This is a genomic window from Streptomyces sp. NPDC058457 (assembly GCF_042720695.1).
In the GTDB taxonomy this organism is placed as follows: Bacteria; Actinomycetota; Actinomycetes; order Streptomycetales; family Streptomycetaceae; genus Streptomyces.
In genome coordinates this window covers 1-22,182 of record NZ_JBHXLU010000140.1, presented here as the reverse complement: position 1 = coordinate 22,182, position 22,182 = coordinate 1, and the positions used below count along the sequence as shown (strand labels likewise).

Sequence of the window (22,182 nt, the reverse complement as noted above, 5' to 3'; positions counted from 1 at the left end):
CCTGGCTGCCGGACACCTTCGGTTTCGCCGCCGGGCTCCCGCAGATCATCAGGGCGGCCGGCTCGACACGGCTCCTCACCCAGAAGATCTCCTGGAGCCGGACCAACAGCTTCCCGCACCACACCTTCCACTGGGAGGGCATCGACGGCACCCGCATCTTCACCCACTTCCCGCCCGTCGACACCTACAACTGCGAGATGACCGGCCGTCAGATCGCGCACGCGGCCCGCAACTTCAAGGAGAAGGGCGTCGCCACCCGCTCCTGGCCCCCACCGGCTACGGCGACGGGGGCGGCGGCACGACCCGGGAGATGGTCGCCAAGGCGGCCCGGGTACGGGACCTGGAAGGCTCGCCTACCGTCGCCTGGGAGACGCCCGCCGACTTCTTCGCCAAGGCCGAGGCCGAATATCCGGACCCGCCGCGGCGCGGCGCGCTACCGGCGCCCGGCCGGGGCACGGAGCGCCCCGGCAGCCACCACACCACGTCACGGCACGTGGTCGTGCCGGTCTGCGCGACCGGCGGGGACCGTCCGCACCGGCGCCCCTCAGCCCTCCGCCACCCGGATGATCGTCCTGCCGGGCGTGCGCTTCTCCGGGGTGAACGCGGCGATCGCCTCGGCGAGCGGCCGGACCGCGCCGACGACCGGCCTGAGGCGTCCGTCCCGCAACCGTGCGGCGAGGTCGGTGAGGCGTGCGCGGTCGGGTTCGACGACGAAGAAGACCGCCCGCCCGTCCGCGGGGTGGACGGTGACCGGACGGGCGATGGTGACCAGCGTGCCACCGGCGCGGACCAGCGCCGTGGAGCGGTCGAGGATCTCGCCGCCGATCACGTCGAACACGACGTCGACCTCGCCGATGTCCTCCAGCCGCCCGGCCTGGAGGTCTACGAAGGCGTCCACGCCCAGGTCGCGGGCGAGGTCGCGGTCGGCCGCCCGGCCGGTGCCGATCACCCGCGCGCCCGCCGCACGGGCCAGCTGCACGGCGATGGAGCCGACGCCGCCTGCAGCACCGTGGATCAGCACGGTCTGGCCGGTGGCCAGGCGGGCGTGGTCGAAGAGGCCCTGCCAGGCGGTGAGCCCGGAGATCGGCAGCGCGGCTGCCGTGACATGGTCGACGTCGGCCGGGAGCGGGGCGAGGTTGCGGGCCTCGACGGCGGTGTACTCGGCGAGCGTGCCGTCGCGGGTCCAGTCGGCGAGCCCGAACACTCGCTGGCCGACGGTCAGTCCGGTGGTGCCGTAGCCCAGCTCGGTGACCACGCCGGACAGTTCGTGGCCGGGCACGCTCGGCGTGCGGTCGCGGCCGGCCCGGTCGGTCCAGGTGGCGGGCCAGGTCAGCTCGCCGGGCGTGAACCCGGCGGCGTGCACGCGCACGATCACGTCGTTCTCCGCGGCGTGCGGGTGCGGCAGCTCGGTGAGGGCGAGACCGCCGACTCCGGCGTCGCGGTCCTTGACGGTGATGGCCTGCATGAGGGGTACCTCTGGGAGAGTGGGGAGTCGCGGCGACGGACCGGCCCCGCCCGGCGGCGGCCGCCCGTCGTGACCCATCTCAGCGCCCCGCGGCGAGCCCTGCCACCGCGGACGGCGGCGGGCCGGGGGAAGCGGCGGGCGCTGCTGTCGTCACGCCTTCGACCGTATGCCGGAACCGGCCCGGACCTCTGGGCCACCTTCCGTCCCGCGGCATGGGCCACTTTGCCTGCGCCGTGCGCCCTGCGCCCAGGGCGCCCGCACGTGTCGGCGGTCCCTCCCGTCATGTCACCCAGGCCCCCCGTGAGCCGCAAACCGGCCCATGAATTCACCTGTCGGAAGCATTGACGTTAGCCCATCGATTGGATTTACGTACTTCTGCTTGAGGTGGCGTTCGGTGCCCTCCTGGACTTGCGTGAGGAGGCGGGCGACCAGATCCGCGCCGAGATCCAACAGGCATGGGAGATCCGGAACTCATGAAACGCACCCCCGCCGAGGACCGCGCCCACTGGGAACGGACCGCTGACCGGATGCTGCTCGCCGTACGGCCGTATGCCACCGAGGACCACGCGCTGGTCCGGCTCCCCGGAGTGCCCAGCGCGAACGGCACGCTCAGCGACGGCCTGGAAGGATTCGCCCGCACCCTCCTGCTGGCCGGTCTCCGGCTGGCGGGGGCCGGCGGAGCCGACCCGCACGACCTGGCCGGCTGGTACGCGGCCGGCCTGGCCGCCGGCACCGACCCGAAGCATCCGTACCGCTGGCCCGCCTTCACCGAGTGCAACCAGGCCACGGTCGAGGCCGCCTCGATCGCCCTCGCCCTGCACGAGACCCGGCCCTGGATCTGGGACCGGCTCGACGAAGGGGGCAGACAGCGGATCCTCGACTGGCTCGCCCCGATGGTCGGCGACCCGATGCCCGGCAACAACTGGATCTGGTTCCAGGGCGTCACCGAGGCCTTCGCCCGCACGGCCGGCGGAGAGTGGCGCCAACAGGACCTGGACCGGGTCATCGCGCTCACCGACGGCTGGTACGCGGGCGACGGCTGGTACTCCGACGGCCTCACCGGCGGCGAGCGGCGCAACTTCGACCACTACAACGGCTGGGCCATGCACCTCTACCCGCTGTGGTTCTGCCGCATCCTCGGCGCCGCCGCGCCCGCCGGATCCCCCGACCGAGCCTGACGTGTACGCGCAAGGAACAACTGTGGCCGCAGAGCCGTGCCCTAACATTCCACCAACTGAATGCGTCGGAGGAGCGGGCGCGGGGTGCCGCCGGCCGAGGCAGGGAGAAGCACGTTGACCAGCACGACGGGGAGCGCGGCGAGCACCGCGCAGCCCACCATCCGGCGCGGTACCAACCTGCCGCGCCTCGGTGACTTCAACGAGTCCGTGATCCTGGACGCCATCCGCCGGCACCCCACCGGTCTGAGCCGGGTGGAACTCGCCCAGGCCACCGGGCTGTCCGCGCAGACCGTCTCGAACATCACCCGGCGGCTGCTCGACCAGGGCATCGCACGGGAGTCGGGCAAGCAGAGCACCGGCAGCGGAAAGCCCCGCACCCTGCTCGAGATCGTCCCCGCGGCCCGGTACGCGGTGGGGGTGCACCTCGACCCGGCGGTCATCAGCTGCGTCCTGGTGGACCTGCTCGGCACCGTGGTCGCGCAGCGCAGCGTGGTGACGCCGAGCGGCGGCGACACCGACGCGATCGCCGCGGACATGGCGGCCTCGGTCTCCGCGATCGTCGCCGAGTCGGGCGCCGACCGGGAGCGGGTCCTCGGCCTCGGGATCGCCGCGCCCGGTCCCATCGACGCGGACGCCGGCTGGGTCGTGGACCCGCCCGAGCTGCCCGGCTGGGGCCGCTACCCGCTGCGCGACAGGCTCAGCGAGGCGACCGGGTTCCCGGCGCTGCTCGACAAGGACGTCACGGCCGCCGTGGTCGCCGAACGCTGGACCGGAGCGGCCACCGACAGCCGCAACCTGCTCTTCTTCTACCTCGGCACCGGCTCCGGCATGGGTCTGGTGGTGGAGGACACCGTGCTGCGCGGGGTCTCCGGGAACGCGGGCGAGGTCGGCGGCCTCGGTGCCGCCTCCTCGACGAAGACACTCGTCGAGGAGGGCGTCGCCCTGGGCGTGCTCGGCGCCGAGTACACGGTGACCAACCCGGCCGACGCCCAGCGTGGTCTGGAGCGGCTCGTGGAGCTCGCCGCGGCGGGCGAGGCACAGGCGGACGGCATCATCGAGCGCCTCGCGATCCGGATCGGCCGCGGTGTGTGCGCGGCGGCCACCCTGCTGGACGTCGACACCATCGTGTTCGGCGGACCCACCTGGAAGCTGCTCGCCGACCGGCTGCTGTCCGTCATCGAACCCATGGTCGCCCGCTCCCCGTTCGTGAAGCCCACCCACCCCACGACGGTCGTCTCCACCACCCTCGGCGAGAACGTCGCCGCCGTGGGCGCCGCCTCCCTCGTCCTCGACCAGGCGCTCTCCGCCCAGCCCAGGTCGCTGCTGCTGGGCTGAGCCCCGAGCCGGCGGGGCCGTACCGGAGCACCCGGATACGGCCCCCCTGCCGGTCGACCGTGTGTTCGCTCCGTAGTCGCCGACGAAAAAACACGTGGACTGAGCGACCGTCGTCGCGGGACACTTCCCTTTCCTGACCTGCCGATTCCAGGCCGTCGCGGACCATGCGGCGGCCGACTCGGCATGCCGTACGACGACTACACAGGGTTGAGATGACATCCTCAGTCGATTTACCAGCGACCGGACCCCGGCAGGGCGCGGTCCTGCTCGCGCTGCGCTACTACGGACGGGAGCTGGCCCGGCTCAAGCGGCTCACACTGCCCGGAATGCTGCTGCCGGCGCTCGGCAACATCGGAATCAACTACCTGGCACCGCTGGTGGTGGCCAGGCTCGTCGGCCGGATCGCCGACGGCCATGGCCTGGGCCTCGGCGCCGCACTGCCGTACGTCCTCGTCTTCGGCGGTGTCCTGCTGCTGGCGGAGGCACTGTGGCGGATCGGTCTGCACTGCCTGAACCGCCTGGACGCCCTCGGAATCGAGCAGTTGTACGTCATCGGCATGGACGAACTGTTCGCCAAGGACGCCGCGTTCTTCCACGACAACTTCGCCGGATCGCTCACCAAGCGGGTGCTGAGCTTCGCCACCCGCTTCGAGGAGTTCGCGGACACCCTGACCTTCAACATCGTCGGCAGCTTCGTACCGCTCGCATTCGGGTCGGTGGTGCTGTGGCGCTATGAACCGCTCCTGGTCGTCGGGCTGCTGACGATGATCGCGGTCACCGGCGTGTGCGTGGTGCCGCTGATCCGCCACCGGCAGCGGCTGGTCGCCCAGCGCGAGGACGCCATCGCCCGGGTGTCCGGGCATGTCGCCGACAGCCTGATGAACATGGACACGGTCCGGGCGTTCGCCGCGGAGAAGCGGGAGGCCGCCGAACACCGGTTGCGGGTGGCCGAGTCACGGCGGCGCCAGCTGCGCTCGTGGGACTACGGCAACCTGCGCATCGACACCTTCGTCGCGCCGATGTCCGTGGCGACCAACGCGCTGGGCCTGCTGCTCGCGGTCGCCCTGGCCGGTGGCGGGCACAGTGTGGAGGCGGTCGTGGTCGCCTTCACCTACTACTCCAACGCGACCCGGATCATGTTCGAGTTCAACCAGATCTACCGGCGCATGGAGAGCTCCATGACGGAGGCGGCCCAGTTCACCGAACTGCTCCTCGAATCGCCGACCGTGGTCGACCCGGAGGCTCCGGAACCGCTCGCGCCGCGCGCTGCCGGCGTCCGCTTCGAGAAGGTCTCCTTCACCCACGCGGGTGCCAAACCGCTGTTCGAGGGGCTCGAGCTGGACGTACCCAGCGGGTCGAAGTTCGGGTTCGTCGGCAGGTCGGGCGGCGGCAAGACCACGCTCACCCGGCTGCTGCTGCGGATGACCGACATCGACGCCGGTCGGATCATGATCGGCGGCCAGGACATCAGCCGGCTGCGCCAGGCCGACCTGCGCAGCCAGATCGCCTACGTCCCGCAGGACCCGGCGATGTTCCACCGCACCCTGCGGGACAACATCGCCTTCGCCCGGCCGGACGCCACCGACGCCGAGATCCGGCTGGCCGCCGAGGCCGCGCACGTCACGGAGTTCGCCGACGCGCTGCCGGACGGGTTCGACACGATGGTGGGGGAGCGCGGCGTCAAGCTCTCCGGCGGCCAGCGCCAGCGGGTCGCCCTGGCCTGGGCGATCCTGCGGGACGCCCCGATCCTGCTCCTGGACGAGGCGACCAGCGCGCTGGACTCCGAGAGCGAGATCCTGGTCCAGGAGGCGCTGTGGCGGCTCATGGAGGGCCGGACGGCGCTGGTGGTGGCCCACCGACTCAGCACGGTCGCCTCCATGGACCGGCTCGTGGTCCTCGACCGCGGCCGGATCGTCGAACAGGGCACGCACCACGAACTGCTCGACGCTCAGGGCGCCTACGCCAAGCTGTGGCAGCACCAGTCGGGCGGGTTCCTGGACGAGGGGCCGGCGGCGCGGGCCGAAGTCCATTAGGCGCCCTGCTGGGGGCCGGGGTGCTGTCGTCGGTTGGCTGCGGCGCCGTCGTGGCTGGTCGCGCAGTTCCCCGCGCCCCTTCGGGGGGCGCGCTGTCGGACCGTGGCCTACCTTGCTCGGTCGGCTTGGAAGGTGCCGGTCGGACGCGGGCGGGTGGTAGACAGGTGATCATGAGTCACCTGACTGCCCCTGCCCGCCCGGCGGGCCTGCGATGACCGCCGGCATCGACACCCCCGACCGCCGGGGCCGTACCGGCCTTGACCGCACCGGCCTGGATCTGACCGGCAACCCGCGCGTGAAGGTCCGGGAGGTGAGACTCCTGTCCAGCAACTGGTACGTCGAGCGGGCCACCACCTTCGACCTCCAGCACGCCGACGGCACCTGGCACACCGAGGAACGCGAGACCCACGACCGCGGCAACGGCGCCACCCTGCTCCTCTACGACACCGAACGCGAAACCGTCCTGCTCACCCGCCAGTTCCGGTTCCCGGTGTACGTCAACGGCCACCCCGACGGCATGCTCATCGAGACCCCGGCGGGCCTCCTGGACGACGAGGCCGAGCACCCGGAGCACGCGGTCCGCCGCGAGGTCGTCGAGGAGACCGGCCACACCGTCGGCGAGGTCGAGCACGTCTTCGACGTCTACATGAGCCCGGGCTCGGTCACCGAACGGATCTCCTTCTACGCGGCGGCCTACGGCCCGGCCACCCGCACCCACGAGGGCGGCGGCCTGGACGAGGAGGGCGAGGACATCCAGATCCTCGAACTCCCCTTCCGCCGCGCCCTGGAGATGATCCGGACCGGCGAGATCGCCGACGCGAAGACGATCATGCTGCTCCAGTGGGCGGCCCTGGACGGACCGTTCGCCGGGCGCCCTTGACTTCGTGCGCACTTCAAGCCGAAGACTCACCACCGTGCATCCGAACCCCCGGGTGCACGGACGGAGGAGACGGCATGAAGTACCGCACCATCGGCACCGACCCCAACACCCGCCGCCAGGTGAGCGTCCTCGCACTCGGCGCCATGCTGTTCGGGTCCCGCACCGACGAACAGACCTCCTTCGCCGTCCTCGACCGCTACGTCGAGGCCGGCGGGAACTTCATCGACACGTCCGACAACTACGCCTTCTGGGAGGACGGCGGCCAGGGCGGCCAGAGCGAGGAACTGCTCGGCCGCTGGCGGCGCAGCCGCGGGATCGGCGACGGGATCGTCATCGCCACCAAGCTCGGCGCCCGCCCGCTCGCCCCCGGGACCGGCTACACCGACAACGCCGAGGGCCTGTCCGCGAAGGTGATCCGGGAGTCGGCCGAGCGCAGCCGGGAACGCCTCGGCGTCGCAAGGCTCGACCTGCTGTACGCCCACATAGAGGACCCCGCCGTCCCGCTCCGCGAGACCGTCGAAGGGTTCGCCGCGCTGGTCGCGGAAGGCACCGTCGGCCTGCTCGGCGCCAGCAACCACGCCGTCTGGCGGCTGGAGCGCGCCCGTGCCCTCGCCGCCGCGGCCGGGCTGCCCGGCTACGAGGTGCTCCAGTACCAGCACAGCTATCTGCGCCCGCGCACCGACATCCCCGACGGCCTGTTCCCGGACGGCAGCCTCGGCTCCACCGACGCCCAGCTGCGCAGCTACCTGCGTGCGGAGCCGGACCTCACCCTGGTCGCCTACTCACCGCTGCTCAAGGGCGCCTACACGCAGCCCGGCAAGGCGCTGCCCGCCGACCACGACCACCCCGGCACCCCGGCCCGCCTCGCCGTGCTGCGCGAGGTGGCCCGGGAGACCGGGGCGACCCTCAACCAGGTGGTGCTGGCCTGGCTGCTGGGCGGGCCGCTGCCGGTCGTCCCGCTGGCCGGGGTGTCGTCCGTGGCCCAGCTGGAGGAGAACCTCGCCGCCGTGGACCTGGAGCTGACACCCGGCCAGCGGGCCCGCCTGGACGCGGCTCACTGACCGCGCAACTCACTGACCGCGCAACTCACTGACCGCGCGGCTCCCGTACGACGGCGACCTCGCCCGGCGCCACGGTGACCGTGCCGTCGGCGGGCTTGCCGGACAGCAGCTCCACCGACCCCGCCGCGACCGGGAGTTCGGCGCCCTGCCCGGTGTGGTCGATGACGAACACGTAGTCCGCGTCCGCACCGCGCCGCACGACGACCTCCACGCCCGCCGGGGCGGTGCGGCCCGCGGCCACGCCCGCCTCGGCGCGGATCCGGCCGAGCAGCCCCGCCAGGGTCTCCGCGTCCGGGAGCGTCGCCACGTACCAGGCGGAGCCCGCGCCGTACCCGTGCCGGGTCACCGCCGGAACCCCGGCCAGCGGCCCGTCGGCGTACGAGGTCACCGCCGCCGCGCCCGCCAGCCCCACCCGCTCCGACCAGAGCGAGCCGGTGCCGCCCTCGCTCAGCGCCACCCGCTCCTCGGGCAGCAGCGGGAACAGCTCGTCCGTGCGCACGCCCAGCAGCTCCCGGAAGGCGCCCGGGTAACCGCCCAGCCGCACATGGCAGTTCTCGTCCACCGCACCGCTGTGGAAGCCCACGGCCAGGGTGCCGCCGGCCTCCGCGAAGGCGGTCAGATTCGCCACGCCGGTGTCGTCCACCAGGTACAGGCTCGGGGCCAGCACCACCTTGTACGCCGACAGATCCGTGTCCGGGCGGACGAAGTCCACCGCCACGCCCGCCCGCCACAGCGGCTCGTACCAGGCGCGGACGAGGTCCAGGTAGCGCAGTTCCCCGCTCGGCTGCGAGGGCAGTTCCACGGCCCAGCGGGCGTCCCAGTCCCAGACGACGGCCACCTCGGCGGTACCGGCGCTGCCGCGCACCTCGGCGAGTGCCTTGAGATCGGCGCCCAGCCGGACCACGTCCCGCCAGATCTGGCTGTCGGTCCCCGCGTGCGGCAGCATCGCCGAGTGCCACTGCTCGGCACCCGCCTTCGCCGCCCGCCACTGGAAGTAGCAGATGCCGTCCGCGCCGTGCGCCACATGCGCGAGCGCGTTGCGGCGCAACTCACCAGCCGTCTTCGCCCGGTTGACGGGCTGCCAGTTCACCGCGCCCGTCGAGTGCTCCATCAGCAGCCACGGCCCGCCCGCCAGCGAGCGCATCAGATCGCCGCTCAGCGCGACGTCGATCTGCGACTCCGGGTCGGCCGACATCAGGTAGTGGTCGTTGGCCACCACGTCCAGCTCCGGTGCCCAGCGCCAGTAGTCGAGGGCGTCGAAGTTGTGCATCACCATGAAGTTGGTGGTGGCGGGGATGGCGGGGGCCGCCGCCCGGAGCACGTCCCGCTCCGCCGTGTACAGCGACAGCAGCTCGTCCGAGCAGAACCGCCGCCAGTCCAGCTGGTGCGTCGGGTTCGGGACGGCACCGGTCGCGCGGGGCGGCAGGATCTCCTCCCAGTCGTAGTACCACTGGCTCCAGAAGGTGGTGCCCCAGGCGTGGTTGAGGGCGGCCAGGTCGTCGCCGTACCGGGCCCGCAGCCAGCGGCGGAAGGACTCCGCGCTGGTGTCGCAGTAGCAGGCCGCGTTGTGGCAGCCGTACTCGTTGTGGACGTGCCACATCCGCACGGCCGGGTGGCTCGCGTACCGGTCGGCGATCGCGCCGGCGATCCTGAGCGCGGCCTCGCGGTAGGCGGGGCTGCTCGGGCAGAACGTCTGCCGGCTGCCGTACGACAGGGTGCGGCCGTCGTGGTCCACCGGGAGCGCCTCGGGGTGGGCGCGGAAGAACCAGGCCGGCGGGGCGGCCGTGGGGGTGGCGAGGTCGGCGGCGATGCCGTTCTCGTGGAGGAGGCCGAGGATCCGGTCCATCCGGGAGAAGTCGTAGACGCCCTCGGACGGCTCCATCAACGCCCACGAGAAGATGCCGACGCTGACCATGTTCACGCCCGCCTCGCGCATCAGACGGACGTCCTCGGCCCACACCTCCTCGGGCCACTGCTCGGGGTTGTAGTCGCCGCCGTAGGCGATGCCCGGGACGGAGAGGGTGCGGTCGTTCATCGGTTGACTCCGGTAACTCCGGTGAGAAGGCGGCGGGTCGTCTCCACGCCCCACTGGTCGAGGGAGAGCAGCCGGTCGCTGGAGGCGACCAGGCCGCCGACGGCCTCCACGTGCGCCGCCCAGCGCGCACGGGTCTCCACGGCGGGGCGGGCCATCAGGCAGTCGGGGTCGTTGACCCAGAGGCGGCCGTGCTGCCACTGGCGGCCGACGCCGGTGAACTCCGCCGGGTCCTGGCCCGGTTGGCTGAAGTCGTCGGCCTCGGGACGGCGGTGCGGAGCCGTGTCCGGGCTGACCCGCATCGCGTCGAACAGGCCGATCGAGGGCAGGATCGGCGCGCCGCAGCCGAGGAGGTAGGCGTCCGCGCCGATCGCCTCCCGGATCAGGCCGATGCCCAGCCGGTACGCCGTGAGCGGGTCCGCGCCCGAGTGCCGTACCCCGTCCAGCGCGCCCGCGTAGAGGAAGTCGACCTTGAAGTAGTCGTAGTCCTCGGCGCGCAGCGTCGCGAAGACGTCGGTGAGGTAGGCCGCGGCGGCCGGGTGGGTGGTGTCCAGGACGTACAGCACGTGACCCCAGTTGCGGCCCGCGCGCAGCGGGCTGCCGTCCAGGTCGCGCACCAGCCAGTCCGGGTAGGTCTCGGCGAGGTCGCTGGCCGGGTCGACCAGGAAGGGCGCCGTCCAGATGCCCGCCCGGCGGCCGCGGGCGCGGATGGCGTCCGCGATGCCCCGCCGGGAGCGGAAGCGGCCGGAGAGGGTCAGCCAGTCGCCCAGGGCGCTCTGGTAGCCGTCGTCGATCTGCACCACGTCGATCGGCAGGTCGAGGGTGTCCATCGCCCGCAGGTTCTCGTGGACGTCGTCCTCGGTGACGGCCGTGAAGTACTCGTACCAGGAGCACCAGACGGTGGGCGCGGGGCGGGGCGCCGGCACGGCCAGGGCGCCGGCCCAGTCGGCCAGCACGGACTGGATGCCCGCACCGGTCCACTCCTTGACCGGGCCGTCGGCCTCGACCTCCGCGACCCCGGCCGCGACCGTCAGCCGGATCGAGGGCACCTCGTGCAGCGGGTCGGCCGCTGCCCAGAGCCGGACCGGGGAGCCGTCGCCCGGGTCGAGCGCCAGCAGGCCCTCACCCTGGAAGGCCCCGGCGGGCACGCTGCGGCCGGGGCGGTAACACACGGTCGCCCAGTTGTCGTTGGTCGGGCGGTACGGGGCCGCGCCGAGGGCGTACGCGCCACTGGGCGACCAGGACTGCCAGCCCTCCTCGTGGACACGGGCGGTGCGCGTGTCCACGGCCACGGAGGCGACCGGGGTGAACGGGTTGTGCACGAGGTTCTCTTTCGGACGGGGCCGGATCAGCCCTTGGCGGAGCCCAGGGTCAGACCGCTGACGAACTGCTTCTGGAGCGCGAAGTACACGAGCAGCGTCGGGATCGCGGTCAGCAGGGAACCGGCGGCGACCAGGTTCGGGTCGGTGAAGTACTGGCCGGAGAGGTTGTTCAGCGCCGAGGTGATCGGCATGTTCTCACCGGTCGAGATCAGCACCAGGGCCCAGAAGAAGTCGTTGTAGATCCAGATCGACAACAGGGTCGCCAGGGCCGCCATCGCGGGCTTGCACAGCGGTAGCGTGATCTGCCAGTACAGCCGCCACACCGACGCGCCGTCCACCAGCGCGGCCTCGGTCAGCTCGTGCGGCAGCGAACGCATGTAGTTCGACAGCACGAACGCACAGAACCCGGACTGGAACGCCACATGGATCAGCACCAGGCCGAGCGCCGAGTCGTACAGCTTGCCGCTCGCGGTGATGCCCGGCAGGTTCGTCAGCAGGTACATCCGGTACAGCGGGGTGATGATGACCTGCTGCGGCAGCAGGTTGCCGGCCGTGAAGACCAGCAGCAGGAAGAGGTTGACCCGGAAGTCGAAGCGGGCGACGTAGAACGCGACCATCGACGACAGGAACAGCGTGAGCAGCACGGCCGGGACCGCGATGACCAGCGTGTTCATGAAGTAGTGGGTCATGTCCGACTGCTCGAACGCGTTCTTGAAGTTGTCGAAGTTCAGCGTGTGCGGCCAGGACACGTAACCGCGGTTGCTGGTCTCGCTGTACGGGCGCAGCGCCGAGAAGATCGCCCACAGCAGCGGGGCGAGCCATGCCAGGGCGGTGCCGGCCAGGAACACGTGCAGCAGGACGCGGGCCGGGCGGACCGGGGTGCGCTGCTTGGGCAGCGCGCTCAGGGTGCTCATGCGCTCCGCTCCTTCCGGAAGGTCGCGATCAGATACGGGATGATCACGATCAGGGAGATGAACAGCAGCACCACCGCGATCGCCGAGCCGTAACCGATACGGCTGGACTCGCCGATGATGTTGTTGGTCACCAGGATGGAGAGCAACTCGGTGCCCTGGGCGCCCTTGTTGAAGACGAAGACCAGGTCGAAGGCGCGCAGTGACTCGATGATCGTCACGACCAGGACGATGGTGTTGGTCGGCCGCAGCGTCGGGAAGATGACGTTCTTGAACGTCTGCCACTCGTTGGCGCCGTCCAGCGCCGAGGCCTCCCGCAGCGACGGGTCGACGCTCTTCAGACCGGCCAGGTACAGGATCATCATGTAGCCGGTGTGCCGCCAGGACGCGGCGACCAGGACCGCCCACAGGTTGAGGTTCGGGTCACCGATCCAGTCGATGTAGTGGCCCGGCTTGTTGGCGCCGATGAGGCTGTTGATCAGGCCCGTGTCCGGGTTGTAGATCAGCTGCCAGACGAACCCGATGCACGCCAGGGAGATGACGACGGGCAGGAAGAACGCCGTCTGGTAGACCCGGCTGAACCGGATCTTCTTGTCCAGCTGCACGGCCAGGAACAGGCCGAACGGGGTCGGGAGCAGGATGAGGACGACGAACCAGATGACGTTGTGCTGGACGGCCGGCCAGAACTGCGGGTTGTCGTTGAAGAGTTGCTGGAAGTTGTCGAGCCCGACCCACTTGATGGAGTCGAAGCCGATGCCGTCCCAGGAGGTGAAGGCGAGGAGGATCGAGGCCAGGGCCGTGACCCAGACCAGGAGTACGTGCAGAACCGTCGGCACGCCCGCCATGAAGGCGAGCGTGATGCGGTCACGGCGGGTCAGCAGGCGCTTGTGCCCCTGCTGGACCCGCTTCTTCTCGGACGCGCGCCCAGGAGGCGGCACGGCGGCCGCCTCCTGGGACTTCGTGGGGGTGTCAGTCGACATTCAGTCAGCTCACTCGGACGCGAAGATCGTCTTCTTCTGCCGCTCGATGGACGAGAGCAGGCTGTCGACACCCTTCGGGTTCTGCAGGAACTTCTGCAGACCGGGCTGCATCACCGTGGAGGTGAAGTCCGGGCGGGAGTCGCGGTCCATGAACTGGGTGAGGCTCTTGGCGGCGCCGATCATGTCGAACGCCTTCTTCTGGAGCGTCGAGTAGGCGGCGGTGGAGGCCTTGTTGGAGGCGGCGACCACGCTCGGGTCCGTCTTCAGGTACGTCTCCTCGGCGGCGGGAGTGCCGAGGTACTCCAGCAGCTTCACGACACCGTCGTGGTTCTTCGGGGACTTGCTCACCATGAAGCCGTCGGTGGGCGCCTCCACGGTGTCCTGCCCGTACGCGGAGTTGATCTCCGGGAACGGGAAGAAGTCGAGGTCCGCGAGGTCCGACGCGTTGGTGAACTGCTGCGCCACGAAGGTGCCGAGGAGGTACATGCCGGCCTTCTTCGACACCAGGGTCTGCGCGGCGTCCTGCCAGGTGCGGCCCATGAAGCCGTCCTGGTGGTAGGGGAGGAGCTCGGCCCAGTGGTCGAAGACGTCCTTCACCTTGGAGTCGGTCCACGCCGCCTTGCCCGCCATCAGCTCGACGTGGAAGTCGTAGCCGTTGAGGCGGAAGTTGATCTGGTCGAAGGTGCCCATCGCCGGCCAGGCGTCCTTGTCGCCGAAGGCGATCGGGACCAGGCCGTCCTTCTTCATCTGCTTGCACAGGGCGACCAGCTCGTCCCAGGTGGTGGGGACCGTGTAGCCCTTGGCCTGGAAGACGCTCTTGCGGTAGAAGATCGCCCAGGGGTAGGTGGTCAGCGGCACGAAGTAGTACTTGCCGTCCGCGCCCTTGCTGAGCTTCTTCATCGCGTCGGGGAAGTTGGCCCCGATCTTCTCCCACACGTCGTCGATCGGCGAGGCGAGACCCTTGGCCGCGAAGAACTGCATCCGGTAGCCGGCGAACCAGTTGAACACGTCGTCAGGCGTGCCCTGCAGATAGGTGTTGATCTGCTCCTGGAAGGTGTTGTGGTCCTTGGTGTTCACCTTGACGGTGACGCCGGACTGCTTCTTGAACGCGTCGTAGACCGACTGGTACGCCTTCTTCGGCACGGCGTCGGACGCGTTGGAGCCGAGGCTGACGGTCTTCGAGTCCGAGGAGGAGGACCCGCTGCCTCCGCAGGCGGAGAGCAGGGGTATGCCGGCACCGGCGAGGAGGGCGGCCGAACCGGCGCCACGCAGAACGTTACGGCGGCTCGGACCCGGCACGTGAAGACCGGACGGGGAGATGCGCATGGCGGCTCCTGGAGTAACAGGGTTCGGCAAGGGGAAGAGCTGATCTTCGAAAGGTCCCGAAACCGATCAGAAACCAACTCGGCCGAACATCGTGGGCGCAATAACAGCCGCTTGTCCGCTCATGCGTCAATAGCCTGCGTCTCTCTCGCCCGTCTCTTGCCCGAAACGTAATCGACATGGTCGCCTGGCGGTTTGTTGAACAAAGCGGTACGACGGAGCCCCCATGGGACAAACTCCATGGGGGCTCGTGTGCGGGCGTGTTGGTTTCGGGTGGCGGGACCAGCGGTTAAACCCGCAGCAACCAGCCCGGCACGGCACGTTCTACGGCCGTACGAGCAGCTGGAAGTCGAAGGCGTACCGGGACGCCCGGTAGACATGGCTGCCGTACTCCACCGGCCGCCCGGTGTCGTCGTACGCCGTGCGCCGCATGGTGAGCAGGGCGGCGCCCTCCTTCTCGTCGAGCCGGACGGCCTCCTCGGCGGTGGCGCTGCGGGCGCCCACCGTCTGCCGGGCGCTGTGCAGGGTGATGCCCGCCGTGCGCATCATCCGGTACAGACCGGTCGTCTCCAGCCGCTCGGTCTCGAGATCGAGCAGCCCGGCGGGCAGGTAGTTGCACAGGAACGCCACCGGCTGGCCGTGCGTGCAGCGCAGCCGCTCCAGGACGACCACCTCCGCGCCCTCCGCGATGCCGAGCGCGGCGGCCACCTCCGCGGTCGCCGGGATCCGCTCGTTGCGCAGCACCCGGGTGGTCGGGCCCTGCCCGGCCGACTCCAGGTCGTCGTAGAGGCTGCTCAGCTCCAGCGGCCGCTTGACCTGGCTGTGCACCACCTGGGTGCCCACGCCCCGGCGGCGCACAAGCAGCCCCTTGTCGACCAGGGACTGGATGGCCTGGCGGACCGTGGGCCGGGACAGACCGAGCCGCACCGACAGGTCGATCTCGTTGCCCAGGAGGTTGCCCGGGGCGAGTACTCCGTGCTCTATGGCCTCCTCCAGCTGCTGAGCGAGCTGGTAGTAGAGCGGTACCGGACTGCCGCGGTCCAGGGCGAAGTCCAGGGCGTCGAGTGCCGAGACGGTCGCGGTGCGGGTGGAATCACCGGTTCGGGCCACCGGGACACCTCCTTCCGGGGTTCGGGGGAATCACAGGTGCCGGCGGCGGTCGGCGACCTGCCGGTCGTAGTCCTCGCGGGCCCGTACGGCGGCCTCGCGCTCGGCGGTCTCGGCGACCGGCACATCCCACCAGGCCTCGGCCGGGGGAGCGGTCGGCGCCGGGTCCGTCTCCACGTACACGCACGTCGCCCGGTCGCTCGCGCGGGCCGCTGCAAGGGCCTCGCGCAGCTCCCGTACGGTCTTGGCGCGCAGCACCTCCATGCCGAGGCTGGCCGCGTTGGCGGCGAGGTCGACGGGCAGCGGAGCCCCGCCGAAGGTGCCGTCGGCGGAGCGGAAGCGGTAGGCGGTGCCGAACCGCTCGCCGCCCACCGTCTCGGAGAGGCCGCCGATGGAGGCGTAGCCGTGGTTCTGGATGAGGACCAGGTTGACGGGCAGGCCCTCCTGGACGGCGGTGACGATCTCGGTCGGCATCATCAGATAGGTGCCGTCGCCGACCAGCGACCAGACCGCGACGTCCGGGGCCGCCTGCTGGACACCGATACCGGCCGGGATCTCGTAGCCCATGCAGGAGTAGCCGTACTCCAGGTGGTACTGGCGCGGCGAGCGGGCCCGCCACAGCTTGTGCAGGTCGCCCGGGAGCGAGCCGGCCGCGTTGATGACAACGTCGTCATCCCCGACGACCGCGTCAAGGGCGCCGAGCACCTGGGTCTGTGTGGGCACGGCGTCCTCGTCGTCCGCGCGGTAGGCCGCCTCGACGACGGCGTCCCAGCGCTCCTTGCCCGCCCGGTACCCGTCCGCGTAGTCCGCGGCCACCCGGTGCCCGGACAGGGCCTCCGCGAGGGCCGTGAGCCCCGCCCGCGCGTCGCAGACCAGCGTCCGCGCGGCCAGCTTGTGGGCGTCGAACCCGGTGATGTTCAGGTTCAGGAAGCGGACGTCCGGGTTCTGGAAGAGGGTGCCGGAGGCCGTGGTGAAGTCGGTGTACCGGGTGCCGACGCCGATGACCAGGTCGGCGGTGCGGGCCAGGTCGTCGGCGACGGCGGTCCCGGTGTGCCCGATCCCGCCCAGATCGGCCGGGTGGTCCCAGCGCAGTGAGCCCTTGCCCGCCTGGGTCGAGGCGACGGGGATGCCCGTGGCCTCCACAAGGGCCCTCAGAGCGTCTTCCGCGCGGCTGTGGTGGACTCCGCCGCCCGCCACGATCAACGGCCGCTGAGCGGCCCGTACGGCGCTCACGGCGTCCGTCAGCTCCACGGGGTCGGGGGCGGGCCGCCGGACCCGCCACACCCGCTCGGCGAAGAACTCCTCCGGCCAGTCGTACGCCTCCGCCTGGACGTCCTGGGGGAGGGCGAGGGTGACCGCGCCGGTCTCGGCCGGGTCGGCGAGGACCCGCATGGCGTTCAGCGCGGAGGGGATCAGCGCCTCGGGGCGGGTGATCCGGTCGAAGTAGCGGGAGACCGGGCGCAGGGTGTCGTTGACGGAGACGTCGAACTCGCTCGGGTGCTCCAGCTGTTGCAGCAGCGGGTCCGGCGCGTGGCTCGCGAAGTAGTCGCCGGGGAGCAGCAGCACCGGCAGCCGGTTGATGGTGGCGAGGGCGGCGCCGGTCACCAGGTTGGTGGCGCCCGGGCCGATGGAGGTGGTCACCGCCTGCGCCGAGAGCCGGTCCAGCTGGCGGGCGTGGCCGACCGCCGCGTGCACCATCGCCTGCTCGTTGCGGCCCTGGTGGTACGGCATGACGTCGCCGTACTCGAGGAGTGCCTGGCCGATCCCCGCCACGTTGCCGTGGCCGAAGATGCCCCAGGTGCCGGCGATCAGCCGGTGCCGGACGCCGTCGCGCTCGGTGTACTGGGCGGACAGGAACCGCACCAGCGCCTGGGCGACGGTCAGGCGGGTGGTCGGCTGGCTCATGGGGGACCTCATTCGGACGGGGTGGTGTGCAGGGGGAGCCGGGCGTCGCGCGGCACGTCCGCCGCAGCGCCGGCCGGGTCGGGCACGCCGTCCCGGCCGTGCGGTCGGAAGGTGGTGCGGCCGAACCCGGCGGCGCCGGTCACCGTGCGGCCGCCGGCGGGCGGCAGGGCGATCCGGTCCCGCCCGCCGCCGGCGAAGGCGTGCGAGCCGCCCGGCACCCGCGGGCCGCGGTGCCCGCCGGGGTGCTCCGCGCGCGCCAGGGGTGCGCCCGGCGGGAGCGGGTAGAGATCGCCTTCGTAACGGCCCGGCGCGACGAGGCCGGCGGCCTGTGGTGGCGGCTCGGTCATGCGAGGCTCCTCGGGGGTGGGCGGATGCCCCTCAGGTGTAGATCGGGGCGGGTCGTGCTGTCAATGGTTTGTACTTACATTCGGACCTGAGTGTGAAATGATGTCTTAACAAAGTATTGACAGCGGGCCGCACAGGGACTTGTATCCCGTCCCAACGCACAGCAGTGACCCGGACCACCTCCGTCGGCCCGGGTCCACGGATCGTCCCGATCCGTTCCTTTCCCCCGTAGCACAGTGAGGTGCAGGAAAGATGGACCGCTCTTCCCACTCCCGTTCGCGCCGGCTGGCCCCGATCGTGGCCGTCGCCGCGGCGGCAGCCCTGACCCTCGCCGGCTGCTCCAGCAGCTCCGGAGGAAAGAAGTCCGAAGAGGGAGGAACAGCGGCCTCGGCGGGCAAGGCGTCCACCCCTCGTATGACGGTCGCGCTGGTCACCCACCAGTCGCCGGGCGACACCTTCTGGGACATCGTCCGCAAGGGTGCCCAGGCCGCCGCCGACAAGGACAACATCAAGCTCGTCTACTCCGCCGACCCGAACGCGGGCAACCAGGCCAACCTGGTGCAGAACGCGATCGACCAGAAGGTCGACGGGATCGCCGTCACCCTCGCAAAGCCGGACGCGATGAAGGACGTCATCGCCAAGGCCAACTCCGCGAAGATCCCGATCGTCGGCCTCAACTCCGGTCTGAGCGACTGGAAGAAGCTCGGTCTGCTGGAGTTCTTCGGCCAGGACGAGACGGTCGCGGGCGAGGCGCTCGGCAACCGGCTGAACTCCGAGGGCGCGAAGAAGGTCGTCTGTGTCATCCAGGAGCAGGGCAACGTCGGCCTCACCCAGCGCTGCGACGGAGTGAAGAAGACGTTCTCGGGGACGACGGAGACCCTGTACGTCGACGGCACGTCCCCGACCTCGGTCAAGTCGACGATCACCGCCAAGCTCACGCAGGACAAGGCCATCGACCACGTGGTCACCCTCGGCGCCCCGATCGCGCTGATCGCCGTCCAGTCGGTGTCCGACGCGGGCAGCAAGGCGAAGGTCGCCACCTTCGACCTCAACAAGGACCTGACCACCGCCATCAGCAAGGGCACCATCGAGTTCGCGGTGGACCAGCAGCCCTACCTGCAGGGCTACCTGGCGATCGACTCGCTGTGGCTCTACAAGAACAACGGCAACTACAGCGGCGGCGGTGAGCAGCCGGTGCTGACCGGTCCGGCCTTCGTCGACAAGTCCAACGTCGACAAGGTCGCCGCGTTCGCCGCGAAGGGCACCCGGTGATCGAGATGAGTCAGGAGACCCAGCCGGCGGTGGCGACACCGCCGGCCCCCGGTCCGAAGGAGAAGGACGGACGGACCGCACAGCGCCCCCTGGCGCTGCGGATCCTGGCCCGTCCGGACGTGGGCGTCTTCCTCGGCGCGGTCGCGGTGTACGTCTTCTTCCTGATCGCGGCCCCGCCGGTGCGCGAGGCCAGTTCGATGGCGAACATCCTCTACCAGTCGTCGACCATCGGCATCATGGCACTGCCGGTCGCCCTGCTGATGATCGGCGGCGAGTTCGACCTCTCCGCCGGTGTCGCGGTGATCACCTCGGCGCTCACCGCGAGCATGACCGCCTACCAGCTGAGCATGAACGTCTGGGTCGGCGTGATCGCCGCGCTCGTCGTGTCGCTCGCCATCGGCTTCCTCAACGGCTGGCTGGTGGTCAGGACCGGACTGCCCAGCTTCCTGATCACCCTGGGCAGCTTCCTGATCCTGCAGGGCGTGAACCTCGCCGTGACCAAGCTGGTCACCGGCAACGTCGCCACCGACGACATCAGCAACATGGACGGCTTCGACCAGGCCAAGGCGCTCTTCGCCTCGTCCTTCGACATCGGCGGCGTCCAGGTGAAGATCACCATCTTCTGGTGGCTGTTCTTCGCGGCCATCGCCACCTGGGTCCTGCTGCGCACGAAGTACGGCAACTGGGTCTTCGCGGTCGGCGGCAACAAGGACAGCGCCCGCGCGGTCGGCGTCCCGGTGAACTTCACCAAGATCTCGCTGTTCATGCTGGTCGGCTTCGGCGCCTGGTTCGTCGGCATGCACCAGCTGTTCTCCTTCAACACCGTGCAGTCCGGCGAGGGCGTGGGCCAGGAGCTGATCTACATCTCCGCCGCGGTCATCGGCGGCTGCCTCCTGACCGGTGGCGCCGGTTCCGCGATCGGCCCGGTCTTCGGCGCCTTCATGTTCGGCATGGTCCAGCAGGGCATCGTCTACGCGGGCTGGAACCCGGACTGGTTCAAGGCCTTCCTCGGCGTCATGCTCCTCGGCGCCGTGATGATCAACCTGTGGGTGCAGCGCACCGCGACCAGGAGGTGACCCGATGACAGACAACCACTCCCCGACCCACGGTGCCGTCCTTGAGGACGAGGCCCCCGCCGACGGCGCCCCGATCGTCGAACTGCGTTCCACGGGCAAGTCCTACGGCAACATCCGCGCCCTGCACGGCGTCGACCTCAAGGTCTTCCCCAATCAGGTGACCTGCGTGCTCGGCGACAACGGCGCCGGCAAGTCCACCCTCATCAAGATCATCTCGGGACTGCACCAGCACACCGAGGGCGACTTCCTCGTCGACGGCGTCCCGGTCCGCTTCTCCACCCCGCGCGAGGCCCTCGACAAGGGCATCGCCACCGTCTACCAGGACCTCGCCACCGTCCCCCTGATGCCGGTGTGGCGCAACTTCTTCCTCGGCTCCGAGATGACCAAGGGCCCCTGGCCCGTGCGCCGTCTCGACATCGCGAAGATGAAGGAGACCGCCGACCGCGAACTGCGCAACATGGGCATCATCCTGGACGACCTGGACCAGCCCATCGGCACCCTCTCCGGCGGCCAGCGCCAGTGCGTGGCCATCGCCCGCGCCGTCTACTTCGGCGCCCGTGTCCTCATCCTCGACGAGCCCACCGCCGCCCTCGGCGTCAAGCAGTCCGGCGTGGTCCTGAAGTACATCGCCGCCGCCCGCGAACGCGGCCTCGGCGTCATCTTCATCACCCACAACCCCCACCACGCCTACATGGTCGGCGACCACTTCAGCGTCCTGCGCCTCGGCACCCTCGAACTCTCCGCCGAACGCAGCGACATCACCCTGGAGGAACTCACCAACCACATGGCCGGTGGCGCCGAACTCGCAGCCCTCAAACACGAGCTGTCCCAGGTACGCGGAGTCGACACCGAGGAACTCCCCGAAGAGGAGGACCTCACCGCACCCGTCGCGACCGGTCCGGAAGGAAAGTCCTGAGCTCATGACCGACGCTCTCGACCGCGTCCGGGTCGGCTCGGCCCCCGACTCCTGGGGAGTCTGGTTCCCGGACGACCCCCGGCAGGTCCCCTGGGAACGCTTCCTCGACGAGGTCGCCGAGGCCGGCTACTCCTGGATCGAACTCGGCCCGTACGGCTACCTCCCCACCGACCCGGCCCGGCTCACCGACGAGATCGCCAAGCGGGACCTGAAGGTCTCGGCGGGCACGGTCTTCACGGGCCTGCACCGCGGCCCGGCCGTCTGGGAGTCGACCTGGGAGCACGTGAGCCAGGTCGCCGCGCTCACCCAGGCGACGGGGGCGAAGCACCTGGTGGTCATCCCGTCCTTCTGGCGGGACGACAAGACCGCCGAGATCCTGGAGCCGCCCGAGCTGACCGGGGAGCAGTGGGCCCACCTCACCAAGGGCATGGAACGCCTCGGCCACGAGGTGAAGGAGACGTACGGCCTGGACATCGTCGTCCACCCGCACGCCGACACCCACATCGACACCGAGGACCACGTCGAGCACTTCCTCGACTCGACCGACACGGAGCTGGTCAACCTCTGCCTGGACACCGGCCACTACGCCTACTGCGGCGGCGACAGCGTCAAGCTGATCGAGACGTACGGCGAGCGGATCGGCTACCTCCACCTCAAGCAGGTGGACCCGGCGATCCTGGCCGACGTCCAGGCCAAGGGCACCCCGTTCGGGCCGGCCGTGGCCCAGGGCGTGATGTGCGAACCGCCCGCCGGCGTACCGGAGCTGGCGCCGGTGCTGGCGGCGGCGCAGCGGCTGGGGGTCGACCTGTTCGCGATCGTCGAGCAGGACATGTACCCCTGCGAGCCGGACAAGCCGCTCCCCATCGCGGTGCGTACCCGGAAGTTCCTGCGGTCCTGCGGCGCCTGACGGCCGCATCCCGGGGACCGCGCGGTTAGATCCGCGCGGGCCCCGGCGGCGCGGCGGGGTAGGGGAGCCCCCCCCGGGGGGGCGGGGGTTGCAGGGGGAGGGGGAGGCCCGCAACGCGGGGGGGGGCGGGCCTG

17 protein-coding genes and 2 pseudogenes are annotated in these 22,182 nt (G+C 70.7%); 10 read left to right on the top strand and 9 right to left on the bottom strand.

Annotation, left to right across the window (positions count from 1 at the left end; translation table 11 throughout):
• Window positions 1-421, top strand: a pseudogene (locus ACFWPS_RS51400) (alpha-mannosidase); the annotation flags it as partial.
• Between the two features lie 123 nt (window positions 422-544).
• Here ACFWPS_RS51400 and ACFWPS_RS51395 read toward each other — a convergent pair.
• A complete protein-coding gene (locus tag ACFWPS_RS51395; RefSeq protein ID WP_383720720.1) occupies window positions 545-1,465 on the bottom strand; it encodes an NADP-dependent oxidoreductase in 921 nt (306 codons plus the stop codon).
• Window positions 1,466-1,938: 473 nt separating this feature from the next.
• Here ACFWPS_RS51395 and ACFWPS_RS51390 point away from each other — a divergent pair.
• From ACFWPS_RS51390 to ACFWPS_RS51370, 5 genes and pseudogenes are all read left to right on the top strand, one after another.
• Window positions 1,939-2,637 (top strand): annotated as a pseudogene (locus ACFWPS_RS51390) (DUF2264 domain-containing protein); the annotation flags it as partial.
• Between the two features lie 120 nt (window positions 2,638-2,757).
• Window positions 2,758-3,978: an ROK family transcriptional regulator gene (locus tag ACFWPS_RS51385; protein WP_383720717.1), complete on the top strand. Its 1,221-nt coding sequence runs from the start codon at window positions 2,758-2,760 to the stop codon at window positions 3,976-3,978.
• Window positions 3,979-4,190: 212 nt separating this feature from the next.
• Window positions 4,191-6,011: an ABC transporter ATP-binding protein gene (locus tag ACFWPS_RS51380; RefSeq protein WP_383720714.1), complete on the top strand. Its 1,821-nt coding sequence runs from the start codon at window positions 4,191-4,193 to the stop codon at window positions 6,009-6,011.
• A 211-nt stretch (window positions 6,012-6,222) separates the two neighbouring features.
• Window positions 6,223-6,891, top strand: coding sequence for an NUDIX domain-containing protein (locus tag ACFWPS_RS51375; RefSeq protein WP_383720711.1), 669 nt, complete (start codon window positions 6,223-6,225; stop codon window positions 6,889-6,891).
• Between the two features lie 74 nt (window positions 6,892-6,965).
• The gene (locus ACFWPS_RS51370) at window positions 6,966-7,952 is read left to right on the top strand and encodes an aldo/keto reductase (RefSeq protein ID WP_383720708.1); all 987 of its coding nucleotides are present in this window, start codon (window positions 6,966-6,968) and stop codon (window positions 7,950-7,952) included.
• 25 nt (window positions 7,953-7,977) lie between these two features.
• Here the strand turns inward: ACFWPS_RS51370 and ACFWPS_RS51365 are convergent, their stop codons facing one another.
• The 8 genes from ACFWPS_RS51365 to ACFWPS_RS51330 all read right to left on the bottom strand — a co-directional run bounded on the left by ACFWPS_RS51365 (window position 7,978) and on the right by ACFWPS_RS51330 (window position 17,879).
• Window positions 7,978-9,987: a beta-galactosidase gene (locus tag ACFWPS_RS51365; protein WP_383720705.1), complete on the bottom strand. Its 2,010-nt coding sequence runs from the start codon at window positions 9,985-9,987 to the stop codon at window positions 7,978-7,980.
• A complete protein-coding gene (locus ACFWPS_RS51360; protein WP_383720702.1) occupies window positions 9,984-11,306 on the bottom strand; it encodes a glycoside hydrolase family 36 protein in 1,323 nt (440 codons plus the stop codon). The genes ACFWPS_RS51365 and ACFWPS_RS51360 overlap by 4 nt, the downstream gene beginning before the upstream one ends.
• Window positions 11,307-11,332: 26 nt before the next feature.
• Window positions 11,333-12,220 (bottom strand): carbohydrate ABC transporter permease, encoded by an 888-nt coding sequence (locus tag ACFWPS_RS51355; protein WP_383720700.1) that lies wholly within the window; start codon window positions 12,218-12,220, stop codon window positions 11,333-11,335.
• Window positions 12,217-13,197 (bottom strand): carbohydrate ABC transporter permease, encoded by a 981-nt coding sequence (locus ACFWPS_RS51350; protein WP_383720697.1) that lies wholly within the window; start codon window positions 13,195-13,197, stop codon window positions 12,217-12,219. The genes ACFWPS_RS51355 and ACFWPS_RS51350 overlap by 4 nt, the downstream gene beginning before the upstream one ends.
• Before the next feature lie 9 nt (window positions 13,198-13,206).
• A complete protein-coding gene (locus tag ACFWPS_RS51345; RefSeq protein WP_383720694.1) occupies window positions 13,207-14,523 on the bottom strand; it encodes an ABC transporter substrate-binding protein in 1,317 nt (438 codons plus the stop codon).
• A 321-nt stretch (window positions 14,524-14,844) separates the two neighbouring features.
• On the bottom strand, window positions 14,845-15,630 hold the full coding sequence (locus ACFWPS_RS51340) for a GntR family transcriptional regulator (protein ID WP_383720692.1): 786 nt from the start codon (window positions 15,628-15,630) through the stop codon (window positions 14,845-14,847).
• A gap of 30 nt (window positions 15,631-15,660) precedes the next feature.
• A complete protein-coding gene (gene iolD, locus ACFWPS_RS51335) occupies window positions 15,661-17,532 on the bottom strand; it encodes a 3D-(3,5/4)-trihydroxycyclohexane-1,2-dione acylhydrolase (decyclizing) (protein ID WP_383720689.1) in 1,872 nt (623 codons plus the stop codon).
• An 8-nt stretch (window positions 17,533-17,540) separates the two neighbouring features.
• Window positions 17,541-17,879, bottom strand: a complete 339-nt coding sequence (locus ACFWPS_RS51330; RefSeq protein ID WP_383720687.1) for a hypothetical protein — start codon at window positions 17,877-17,879, stop codon at window positions 17,541-17,543.
• Window positions 17,880-18,129: 250 nt separating this feature from the next.
• Between ACFWPS_RS51330 and ACFWPS_RS51325 the strand changes: the two genes are divergently transcribed.
• From ACFWPS_RS51325 to ACFWPS_RS51310, 4 genes are read left to right on the top strand one after another with little or no spacing between them, the layout of a single operon-like run.
• Entirely contained in the window at window positions 18,130-19,149 is a 1,020-nt protein-coding gene (locus ACFWPS_RS51325; protein WP_383720684.1) for a sugar ABC transporter substrate-binding protein, read from the top strand.
• Window positions 19,150-19,154: 5 nt separating this feature from the next.
• Window positions 19,155-20,225: an ABC transporter permease gene (locus ACFWPS_RS51320; protein ID WP_383720682.1), complete on the top strand. Its 1,071-nt coding sequence runs from the start codon at window positions 19,155-19,157 to the stop codon at window positions 20,223-20,225.
• Window positions 20,226-20,229: 4 nt separating this feature from the next.
• Window positions 20,230-21,141: an ATP-binding cassette domain-containing protein gene (locus tag ACFWPS_RS51315; protein WP_383720679.1), complete on the top strand. Its 912-nt coding sequence runs from the start codon at window positions 20,230-20,232 to the stop codon at window positions 21,139-21,141.
• Window positions 21,142-21,145: 4 nt separating this feature from the next.
• Entirely contained in the window at window positions 21,146-22,048 is a 903-nt protein-coding gene (locus ACFWPS_RS51310) for a sugar phosphate isomerase/epimerase family protein (RefSeq protein ID WP_383720676.1), read from the top strand.
• The last annotated feature ends 134 nt before the right edge of the window (window positions 22,049-22,182 follow it).